10 protein-coding genes are annotated in these 10,707 nt (G+C 61.6%); 3 read left to right on the forward strand and 7 right to left on the reverse strand.

All coding sequences use genetic code 11. The features are described from left to right. Positions 1 to 102: 102 nt before the first annotated feature. Positions 103 to 342, forward strand: a complete 240-nt coding sequence (locus tag P7F28_RS25305; RefSeq protein WP_277187517.1) for a DUF4148 domain-containing protein — start codon at positions 103 to 105, stop codon at positions 340 to 342. A gap of 103 nt (positions 343 to 445) precedes the next feature. Here P7F28_RS25305 and P7F28_RS25310 read toward each other — a convergent pair whose 3' ends face one another. After that, entirely contained in the window at positions 446 to 1,408 is a 963-nt protein-coding gene (locus tag P7F28_RS25310; protein ID WP_277187518.1) for an AEC family transporter, read from the reverse strand. A 544-nt stretch (positions 1,409 to 1,952) separates the two neighbouring features. Between P7F28_RS25310 and P7F28_RS25315 the strand changes: the two genes are divergently transcribed. Beyond that, a complete protein-coding gene (locus tag P7F28_RS25315) occupies positions 1,953 to 2,522 on the forward strand; it encodes a lipocalin family protein (protein ID WP_277187519.1) in 570 nt (189 codons plus the stop codon). An 18-nt stretch (positions 2,523 to 2,540) separates the two neighbouring features. Here the strand turns inward: P7F28_RS25315 and P7F28_RS25320 are convergent, their stop codons facing one another. The 3 genes from P7F28_RS25320 to P7F28_RS25330 form a co-directional block, all read right to left on the reverse strand. Next, positions 2,541 to 3,740: a serine hydrolase gene (locus P7F28_RS25320; protein WP_277187520.1), complete on the reverse strand. Its 1,200-nt coding sequence runs from the start codon at positions 3,738 to 3,740 to the stop codon at positions 2,541 to 2,543. Positions 3,741 to 3,756: 16 nt separating this feature from the next. Further along, complete coding sequence (locus tag P7F28_RS25325; RefSeq protein WP_370467403.1) at positions 3,757 to 3,996, reverse strand: hypothetical protein; 240 nt, start codon at positions 3,994 to 3,996, stop codon at positions 3,757 to 3,759. A 181-nt stretch (positions 3,997 to 4,177) separates the two neighbouring features. Next, positions 4,178 to 5,599, reverse strand: a complete 1,422-nt coding sequence (locus P7F28_RS25330; RefSeq protein WP_277187522.1) for a sigma-54-dependent Fis family transcriptional regulator — start codon at positions 5,597 to 5,599, stop codon at positions 4,178 to 4,180. A gap of 313 nt (positions 5,600 to 5,912) precedes the next feature. Between P7F28_RS25330 and P7F28_RS25335 the strand changes: the two genes are divergently transcribed. Next, positions 5,913 to 7,313, forward strand: a complete 1,401-nt coding sequence (locus tag P7F28_RS25335) for a GntP family permease (protein ID WP_277187523.1) — start codon at positions 5,913 to 5,915, stop codon at positions 7,311 to 7,313. Positions 7,314 to 7,319: 6 nt separating this feature from the next. Here P7F28_RS25335 and P7F28_RS25340 read toward each other — a convergent pair whose 3' ends face one another. The 3 genes from P7F28_RS25340 to P7F28_RS25350 all read right to left on the reverse strand — a co-directional run bounded on the left by P7F28_RS25340 (position 7,320) and on the right by P7F28_RS25350 (position 10,540). Beyond that, positions 7,320 to 8,516 carry a YbfB/YjiJ family MFS transporter gene (locus P7F28_RS25340; protein ID WP_277187524.1) on the reverse strand — a complete coding sequence of 399 codons (1,197 nt, stop codon included), beginning with the start codon at positions 8,514 to 8,516 and terminating at the stop codon, positions 7,320 to 7,322. Between the two features lie 75 nt (positions 8,517 to 8,591). After that, the gene (locus tag P7F28_RS25345; RefSeq protein WP_277187525.1) at positions 8,592 to 9,881 is read right to left on the reverse strand and encodes an ATP-binding protein; all 1,290 of its coding nucleotides are present in this window, start codon (positions 9,879 to 9,881) and stop codon (positions 8,592 to 8,594) included. Then, positions 9,878 to 10,540 carry a response regulator transcription factor gene (locus tag P7F28_RS25350; RefSeq protein WP_277187526.1) on the reverse strand — a complete coding sequence of 221 codons (663 nt, stop codon included), beginning with the start codon at positions 10,538 to 10,540 and terminating at the stop codon, positions 9,878 to 9,880. The genes P7F28_RS25345 and P7F28_RS25350 overlap by 4 nt, the downstream gene beginning before the upstream one ends. Positions 10,541 to 10,707 lie beyond the last annotated feature (167 nt).

Below are 10,707 nucleotides of genomic sequence, written 5' to 3' on the forward strand. Positions count from 1 at the left end.
TGTGTTGGCTCAATCGGTATTTTTGTCCAATAGGAATGCTCCTAGACTGCCTCTCAAGCGTCGTCCGACGCACGCCAACTCAGAGAAGCAAGGAGTATCACCATGAAAAACGCACTGATCAGCGGCCTCGTATTGTCCGCGCTTTTGGCCACCGCGCCGGCCTTCGCACAATCGGCATACGGCGCGAAATCGCGTACGGAAGTGAAAGCGGAACTCGCCAGCGCGCGCCGTGCGGGCGATCTGGATGCGGTGAATTCGCTGAGCTATCCGCAATTGCGTCCGTATCAGGAACGCCATGCGCAGGAACGCGCCAACGCGAATGCGGGCAGCGTGACACGCTGAATCGCACGTTCGACGATTTCAAGGAACGGGAACGATCCCTCCTCCACCATCGATATGAAGGTGGTTTTCGCCCGGCGTCCCTGCGCCGGGCTTTTTTATGTTTTCAGAGCATGACGGTCAGACACAGCGTCACCGTGATCAGCGACACGACCGTGGAAAACAGAATCGCGTTCGACGTCACGCCGCCTTCCCGTCGATAAAACTCCGCGAGCATAAACGGGCCGGCGCCGGTCGGCAGCGCGCTCAGAATCACGGCGGTCTTCGACCAGAGCGGCGGCAAGCCGAACAGATGAACGGCCAGAAACCACGTCAAAACAGGCTGCGCGAACAGCTTGAGCGATACCAGCGCGCTCGTCGTCTTCGCGCTCTGCGCTTCGCCTTTCGCGCCGAGGAATAAGCCGAGCGCCACCAGCGCGCACGGACTCGCCGCGCCGCCGAGCAGCTTCAGCAAGGCTTCCGCGCCAGCTGGCACATGCGCGCCCGCCCCGCTGAACAGCGCCCCCGCGATCGGCGCGATCAGCAGCGGATTCTTCATCAGCGACCACCCCACGCGCCTGAACGTCGCGCCGAAATTCTTCTCCGTCTGAAGCCCGAGTTCGATCAGCACGATCGCGCACGCGAACAACACGCACACGGTGATGATCGTCGCGATCACGGCGGGCGCGAGACTTTCCTTGCCGAACGCCAGCAAACACAGCGGCAAACCGACGAAACCAGTATTCGGATACGCCGCATTCAACCCGTCGATGCTCGCATCTGCGAGATGGCGCGACTGCATCAATCGCACGACCAGCGTCAGCAGAAACACCGCTGCCGAACCGATGCCGAACGCCGCAATAAACGCGGGTTGATCGAGTTCGCTCCACGGCGTCTTCGACATGATGTCGAACAGCAGCGCGGGCAGCGCCAGATACACCACAAACTTGTTCAACTCCGACGCGGCGGTCGGCCCGAGCTTGTTAAAGCGGCGGCAGGCATAGCCCGCGAAGATCAGCCCGAAGATCGGCAGGATGATGGTGAACAGCGGCGTGAGCAATTCGGGCAAGGCTGAAAACGCGGCGGGCATGGAGTGGATCAGGGTTTTTACGGAGAAGGCGTGAGAATACCCGTTGTCAAAAAGGTGAGGTGATTCGGGAGACGGTGATGGGTGAGGTATCGCGCATCAAGCAGGCTCACTTTTGCGGATTCCCACGCAGCAAGGCTTTGCGGCGCGCTTCAAGTCGTTTATTTGTTTTGGACTTCAACTCTTTGTTCGCAAATGATTTTTATGCAGGAGGGCTGTGTATCGGATTGATATGATGAATTTGTGTCTGCGGGCACTTTGGTCGCTGCGTGGACAGGCGTGATCGGATAAGGTGAGGCTATTCGGGAGCGTCGCGAGCGGTGCGTGAATGTGTGCATCGCAACTCACTTCTTGCCCTCGCTGAATGAGAAACTCGCAATAAATCAGCTATTTACGGTTCCCCACGGTGAAGGGCGCACACACAGGCAGAAGGTGAAAAACCTCACCTCAACGCGCTTAAGGTGAGCGTTTTCGGGACCACGAAACGACGGAACGAAGTTTGCTGCACCAACGTCCTTCAAACCAGAAACATGACTTTCAAGGCCACATGAAAATCGGACGAACCCTGGCTTATGGCGCGCTGGCACTTATCGCGATCGGTGGACTCGGCGCATGTATGGCGTTTTCGTCGAACGGCGCGCGCAAGAGCGGCAACGAGAACGTGCCCGAGCCCATGAAGGCCGTCGATCTCGACCGATACCTCGGCCATTGGCACGAGTTCGCCCGCTACGAAAACCGCTTCGAACGCGGCTGCGAAGCCGTCACCGCCAACTACGCGCGCCGCGAGGACGGACTCGTTTCGGTCATCAACGGATGCCATCAGGGCGGGCTGAGCGGGCCGTATCGCTCGTCGGAAGGGCGCGCGAAGATCGTGCCGGGATCGAACAACGCGAAGCTGAAGGTGTCGTTCTTCGGACCGTTCTATGTCGGCGATTACTGGATTCTCGATCACGCCGACGACTACAGCTGGTCGATCGTCGGTGAACCGACCGGGCGTTATCTATGGATTCTGACGCGCGACCGGAAACCGTCGGCGGAGATGCGGCGCATGCTGATGGAGCGCACGCGCGCGCTCGGTTATGACGTGACGATGCTGCGCGAAACGCAGCATCGCTGATCGATCGCCATCAATCATTCAATCGTCGATGGCCGCGTAGATCAGCCGTTCGTATTCCTTGGCGAGCGGAAACGGCTCTTCCGCGCGCCGCTGAATCAGCATGATGCCGATCATGTTTTCCACCGGATCGGCAAACCAACTGGTGCCGAGCGCGCCCGGCCATGCGAACGAACCCATCGAGCGATACCCCGCGGGCAACTGGAACGCCGGTTTATCGATAATCGATACACCAAGACCAAAGCCCTGTGCGCGCCACACCGGATAACCGAACGCGGGAATCTGCCGTTGCGCGGGCGTGAGAAAGTCCGAGCGCATCAGATCGACCCATTTGTGCGACAGCAGGCGCGGACCATCGGGCAGACGTCCGCGTGCGAGCAGCATGCGCGCGAAGCTGAGGTAATCGTCGGCGGTCGAGACGAGTCCGCCGCCACCGCTTTGAAAGCGCGAGGCATCGAGCCATCGGCTGGACGACGGGTGATCTTCGACGAATTGCGTGCCGTCGGGCGCGACTGCATACGAAGTCGATAAGCGTTGCGCTTGTTCGGGCGTCACGAAGAACGCGGTATCCACCATGCCGAGCGGCTCGAAAATGCGCGTGCGGAAAAACTCGCCGAGCGGCATGCCCGAGACACGCTGGATCAGCGCGCCGAGCACATCGGTGGAAATGCCGTAATGCCAGTGATCGCCGGGATGACAAACCAGCGGCAATTCCGCCACATGATCGAGCCAGCGCGACGGATCAACCTGCGCGTCGAAACCGTTGAACACGCTTTCGTAAGCGTGGGCCAACTCGCCCGATGCTGTGAAGTGATACGCGAAACCCGCGCGATGCGTCAGCAGATCGAGCAGCGTGATCGGTGCGCGCGCCGGTTCGGTCTGCGACAGCGGCGCTTCCGGATCGATCAGCACGTTCGGATTCGCCAGCTCCGGCAGCCACTTTTCCACCGGCGATTCCAGCGCGATCCGCCCTTCTTCGATCAGCATCAGCGCGGCGACGCTGGTGACCGGCTTGGTCATCGATGCAATGCGAAACAGCGTGTCGCGCGTCATCGGCGTGCGCGCCTCGGTGTCGCGATAGCCGATGGCATCGGCCTGAGCGATTTCGCCGTTGCGCCACGTGAGCATGACGACGCCGGCGACCTTGCCTGCATCGACGAAACCTTGCATGGAAGTGCGCGTCTCGGCCAGACGCGCGGCATCGAAGCCGGCTTGGGTCATTGCTTGTCCTCGGGCTTTATTGGCTCGCGCCCGCCTTGCACGCGATCAGCATGGAATTCTGGCTGTCGCCGGTCGATTGATCGATCACGTCGTAGCCGCTCGGGCAGAGCGCCTTGGCGTTATCGGTGCAATTGCGCCAGCCGCCGTAAGCGGGGCATTGAATCTGTTGCGTGGGACGTCCGTCGGCGGAAAAAAGCGGTGGCGCGCTGCTGCATCCGCCGAGCGCGAGCGTGCCCAAAGTCAACGCAGTGAGCATCGCCGACAAGCCGATTGCTTTGCCGAGTTTCATCCTTACCCCTTGTTTTACAGTCGTTTTTATCGATCGAGCGCGGGCGCCGCGCGGACCTCGCGAGTATGCCACGCAATGCTTTCGCGCCTGTTTCGCCGTGTGTGCGAACGCGCTCGTATGACAAAAACTGACCGCGCTTATATGTCGCTTATACGTCGATACCCAAAGCCGCGATCTTCTTGTAAAGCGTCGCCCTTCCGATGCCGATTCGCTTTGCCGCGTCCGGCACGCGTCCGCCGCTGGCGCGCAGGGCATCGGACAGGAAGCGGCGTTCGAAGTCGGTCATGGCGTCGGTGTACGAAGTGGCGTCGGTTTTCGGTTCAGGCTCGGGCGCGATCCGGCCGGCATCGATAAAAGCGGAGATGGCGCGGGCATCGATATGTTCGCTGTCGGAAAGCATCAGCGCGCGTTCGAGCGTGTTGCGCAGTTCGCGCACGTTGCCCGGCCACGTGTAGGCGGTCAGCAAACGCAGCGCGTCCGCATGCAGCGTGAAATGGCCGATCCGGCTCTCGCCCGCGAGTTCTTCGAGAATCGTATAAGCGAGCGATTCGATATCGCCCAGACGTTCGCGCAAGGGCGGCGCGTGAATCGTCAGCACGTTGAGCCGATAGAACAGATCTGCGCGAAACCGCCCCGCCGCGACCAGCGCCGGCAAATCCGCGGATGTCGCCGCGATAATCCGCACATCCGCGCGCACGATCCGGTTCGATCCGATCGGCTCGAACTCCTTGTCCTGCAACACGCGCAACAGCTTGCCCTGAAGCGGCAGCGGCATATCGCCGATTTCATCGAGAAACAGCGTGCCGCCGTGCGCCAGTTCGAACTTGCCGATGCGTCCTTTCTTCTCCACGCCCGTGTACGCGCCCGGCGCCGCGCCGAAGAATTCGACTTCGAGCAGATTGTCAGGAATCGCCGCGACGTTCACGGTGACGAGCGGTTTCGCCGCCCGCGTCGATGCGCCGTGGATCGCGTGCGCGAGCAGTTCCTTGCCGGTGCCGGTTTCGCCGAGCAAGAGCACGGGTGAATCGACCAAGGCCGCGCGCCGCGCCTGACGCTTCACTTCGAGACTCGCGGCACTCGTGCCGACGAAACTCGCGAACGTATATTTCGCGCGCCGCGCCTGCGCCAGCGATTGCCGCGTCGCGATCAATTCCTGCTGCACGCGCGAGTAATGCGCGAACAGCGGCGTGAGCGCCTTCATCTCATCGAACAGGGCGAAGCCGATTGCGCCGACCGTCACGCCGCGATCGTCCTTGAGCGGCAGGCGCGTAACGACCAGCGGTTCGCGATCCGTTTCCAGCACGTCGAGCAGAATCGGCTTGCCGGTGGCGACGACTTCGCGCATCAAACTGTTCGGAATCACCGACTCGCAATCCAGACCGATGGCCTCGTTCGGATCCGAGAAGCCGAAGCGCGCGGCGTAGCGCTTGTTGATCCAGACCACGCGCGCGTCCGCATCGACGATAAAAGTGCCTTCGCTCAGATTTTCGAAGGTCTTGAACAGCGATTCCATCGCGCGACGCATGACGTCGCCGTAATCGGCGGGAACGTTGATCCAGTCGTTGCGCATCCTGCTTTGTCTCCGGTTTCTCTTTATCGAGACGGATTATCTCAATTTGGAGACATCCCGTATCTCGGTGTTTTCGCGGGCTTTCGCGAGGCGAGAACGTTTTTCGTCGTCTCCGATCTGAGACATTTTCTCGACATATCGAACGGTCATGCTATGGTCAGTGGTTGCAAACGCCCGTCAGGCCTGACAGACAAGGCACTGGCACGGTTACTGCATTCGCCCGCGCGTCGCGATACCTTTGCGAATACTTGTCAAAACGCGCGCGCCTCCACGAGAGGCAGCAAAAACAAACATTCCTGGAGACTCACACTCAATGTCGTTCATCATCGTGCTCGCCGCTCTGGCGTTCCTGATGCTGGCCGCTTATCGCGGTTACAGCGTCATTCTTTTCGCGCCGATCGCCGCCCTCGCGGCGGTCCTTCTCACCGAACCCGCCGCCGTCGCACCCGTGTTTTCCGGCATCTTCATGGAGAAGATGGTCGGCTTCGTGAAGCTGTATTTCCCCGTGTTTCTGCTGGGCGCGGTGTTCGGCAAAGTCATCGAACTGTCCGGATTTTCGGAAGCGATCGTCGTCGCGGCGATCAAGTACATCGGCAAATCGCGCGTCAATGCGGTGATCGTCGCGGTGTGCGCGCTGCTCACCTACGGCGGCGTGTCGCTGTTCGTGGTCGTGTTCGCGGTGTATCCGTTCGCGGCGGAGATGTATCGACAAAGCAATATTCCGAAGCGTTTGATGCCCGGTGCGATTGCGCTCGGCGCGTTCTCCTTCACGATGGACTCGCTGCCCGGCACGCCGCAGATTCAGAACATCATTCCGACGACGTTCTTCAAGACGACCGGCTGGGCCGCGCCGTGGCTCGGCGTGATCGGCTCGGTGTTCATCATCGTGGTCGGTCTGTCGTTTCTGGAATGGCGCCGCCGCTCCGCGATGGCCAAGGGCGAAGGCTACGGCACCTCGCTGGTCAACGAACCGGAGCATGTCGAATCCGCGCGTCTGCCGAATCCGGTGCTGGCGATTGCGCCGCTGATTCTCGTCGGCGTCGCCAACTTCGCGCTGACCAAGTGGATTCCGACGTGGTACGGCGCGAGCTACACGGTCGCGCCCGAAGTGCTGCCAGGCGTGCACGCGCCGGTGACCACGGCGATCAAAACCGTGGTCGCGATCTGGGCCGTAGAAGGCGCGTTGCTGCTCGGTATCGTGCTGGTCTTGCTGACGGCGTTCTCGCGCGTGAAAGAGCGCTTTGCTGTGGGCACGCGCGCGGCGGTCGCGGGCGCGTTGCTCGCGGCGATGAACACGGCATCGGAATACGGTTTCGGCGGCGTGATCGCGGCGCTGCCGGGCTTTCTCGTCGTCAGCGATGCGCTGAAGAGCATTCCGAATCCGCTGGTCAACGCGGCGATTTCGGTGAGTGCGCTGGCGGGCATCACGGGATCAGCGTCGGGCGGCATGAGTATCGCGCTGGCGGCAATGTCGGATACGTTTATCGCAGGCGCGAATGCGGCGCATATTCCGCTGGAAGTGCTGCATCGCGTGGTCGCGATGGCGAGCGGCGGCATGGATACGTTGCCGCATAACGGCGCGGTCATCACGCTGCTGGCGGTGACCGGGCTGACGCACCGCGAATCGTACAAGGACATTTTCGCGGTGACGATCATCAAGACGCTGGCAGTGTTCTTTGTGATTACGGTGTACTACCTGACGGGCATCGTTTAAATCTCGTCATGCAAGTGGCCGCTGACACGCGGCCACCGCAGCGCCCACGAGCAATACGAGCGCGGAATACACGATTCCGCGCTCCAATCCCGCACTATCCGATACCCAGCCGATCACCACCGGCCCCGCAATCTGCCCGAGCGCAAACACGATGGTGAACGCGCTGATTCCCTTCGCCCACTGACTGGCCGGCAGGTTATGCCGCACGAAAGCCGTGGTCGATGCCACCGCCAACAAGAACGTCGCGCCGAACACCGAGCCCGACACGAACACCGCCAGCGGATGCATCACGAACGCGGGCACCAGCGTCGCGATACCGAGCAGCGCATTGAAGACCGCGAGCGCCTGTCCGCCGCGCATGCGATCGAGCAGCGCGGACCACAAGCGCGCCGACACGACGGTCGCCGCGCCGAGCAAAATATAAAAGCCGCTGATGGTGGCCGCGCTCATCCCGCCTGTGCGCAGCAGCGCGACGATAAACGTCATGTAGCCGATATACCCGATACCGAACATCGCGTAGCCAATCAGGCCGGGAATGATGCGCGCGCCCCATGTGCCATGCGACGCCTGAGCCGCCTGGTTATCCGATGCCCGCGCCCGCCGCGCATGACTCGTTTCAATACGCCGCGCCGCGCCCGTCGCGATAATTGAGCACGCAACGCAGACGGCGGCGAGCGCGAACCACGCGTATCGCCAGCCGTGCAGCGCGGGCAAGACCGTGAACGGCACCAGCACCGACGACGCCACGATGCCCCATCCCGTGCCGCCGTAATACAGCCCGAGCAACAGACCCGCGCCGCGCGTGCTCAGCGACGCGAGTTGCGCTGCCAGCACGCCGCCGCTGATAAACACCAGCGCACTGCCGATGCCCGCGGCCACGCGCAACGCCAATAGCAGAGAAGTGGAAAACACGAGACCGCTTGCGGCAAGAAGTAACGTCGTGCTGACGCAGCCGGCGAGCAGCAAGGTCGCGGGCGTCCATCGACGAGAGAGGCGCGGAAAGCACAGCGCGCCGAGCAGATAACCCAGCGCGTTGGCCGTGTTCATCGCGCCGGCTTGCGCGAAGGTCCAGCCGAGATCGAGTTTCATCGGCGGCAAAAGCAGCGCGTAGGAGAAACGCGCCATGCCGAGCGCAATCGCGCTTCCAAGCGATAAAGCCGCCGCCCACAACACCGCGCGACTCGCGCTCAACTGCTCTTGCATTGCTTTTTGCTCCGCTCCGATCGACCGTATTCTCTTATCATCGATTGGTCGGTCGAAGCAACCGCGAGCGACGCGCTACGTTTCGAGCCTGACGATTGCTATCAGCCCGTGCGGTTTCGCATCGGCCAGTTCGACACGCGCGCCAATACGCGCCGCAATCGTATTTACGATCGACAAGCCCAGACCCGAGCCGTCTGCATCGTTGCCGAGCACGCGATAGAACGGGTCGAACACGCGCTCGCGTTCTTCCGGCGCAATGCCCGGCCCCGTATCTTTGACACGAATCCACGCGCGGCCATCGTGCGCGCCTGTAGACAGATCGACGCGGCCGCCTGCGGGCGTGTAGCGAATGGCGTTATCGACGAGATTGCGGATCAGGATGGTGAGATCGGCCTGCGGCGCGCGCGCGACAACATCTTCATCGCTCGATACACCGATATCGATATCCTTCTCTTCCGCCAGCGGCACCAGATCTTCGAGCACATTGCGAAAGACTTCCTGCACGCGCTGCGTCGCGCGTTCGTCCTGACGGCGTTCCTGCAAACGCGCCAGCGTCAACAACTGATTCAGCAGCGCGCGCGTGCGGCGCAGACCGCTGCGCAAGGCATCGAGCCGTTCGCGGGCGACATGCGAAAGCGGTGTTTCGTGCAGCCTTTCCGCTTGGATCGATAACGCCGTCAGCGGCGAGCGCAACTCATGCGCGGCATCGGCGACAAAGCGGCGCTGCACGGCCACCGCCGTTTCCACGCGCGCCAGCAGCCGGTTAATCGCGACCACGAAAGGCGTGATTTCGCTCGGCAAATCGTCGCCGGAGAGCGCGGAGAGATCATGCTCGGCGCGGGCATCGAGACTGGTGGAAAGCGCGGTCAGCGGCGTGAACATATGCCTGACCAGCAGATGGAGCACGATCAGCAGCAACAGCGCCAGCAAGCCGAACGGCATGACCGTGGCGAGCGCGCTGTTCTTCGCGATCTCATCGCGCCCGACGGTTTTCTGGCCAACGATCACGCGCGTGCCGTCTTTCAGCGTCTTGATCGCCAGCCGCCAGGTCTCGTCCTGCACGATCTCGTTTTGCAGACCATCGGGCAAGCTGTGCGGCAGATCGAGCGGCACGCGCTGATCCATCGTCTGAATCACGAGACGCGATTCGGGGTCCGCGCCCGCGACGTTATCGAGCGCTTCGTGTTCCATCACTTCGAGCGTGCGCGGCGTGATGAGCGCGGCGACGTGCAGCAACTGCCCGTCCTGCAACTCGTTGGCCTCGTGAAACGCGGTCTTGAACGCGATCACCCCGCCGATCACCGCCATCAATACGACAGACGCCGACAGCCATGCCGACAGCCTGAACTGCAAGGACCGCGTCATGCCGGCTTCGACACCATCCAGCCGACGCCGCGCACGTTGCGGATCGCGGCCGCGCCGAGTTTCTTGCGCAGCGTGTGAATGATGAATTCGACCGCGTTGCTTTCCACTTCCTCGTTCCAGCCGTAGATGTGATCTTCGAGTTCGGCGCGCGAAAGAATCGAACCGGGGCGAATCATCAGCGCTTGCAGCAAGGCGAATTCGCGGCTGGACAGGCGCGCGGTGACGTCGCCGTGCGTGGCTTCGCGCGTGGCGGGATCGAGCGATATCGTGCCGTTCGAAAGGATCGGCGCGGCTTGCCCGCCGCGCCGCCGGATCACCGCGCGCATGCGGGCTTTCAGCTCGGACATGTCGAACGGTTTGATCAGATAATCGTCCGCGCCCTCGTCGAGACCGCGAATGCGATCCTCGACCGAATCGCGCGCGGTGGTCACGATCAGCGGCGCGCGATTCTGCGTCTGGCGCACGCTACGCAATACGTCGATGCCATCGGTGCCGGGCAGGCCGAGATCGAGCAGAATTGCATCGTAGATATGGGTAGAAATACTGAGTAGCGCTGACTTTCCGTCGCGCACCCAATCCACTGCATAACTCGCATCTTTCAACGCGCCCAATACCGACTCACCGATCATCCGATCGTCTTCAACCAGCAATACCCTCATGTGATGTCTCCGCGCGCTCATCGCTTGATCGAAACGATGGCGAGGAAAGATTGCAGCGCGTAATTCATCTCAAAGACTCACGATTTTTAAATAAGTCCCTGAGAATAGTGGCCAGAAACTTATGAGAAGCTTAGGCCCACCTATTTTTAATCGTTTCTTTACTTAGC

The organism is Caballeronia sp. BR00000012568055 (assembly GCF_029439455.1).
In the GTDB taxonomy this organism is placed as follows: Bacteria; Pseudomonadota; Gammaproteobacteria; order Burkholderiales; family Burkholderiaceae; genus Caballeronia.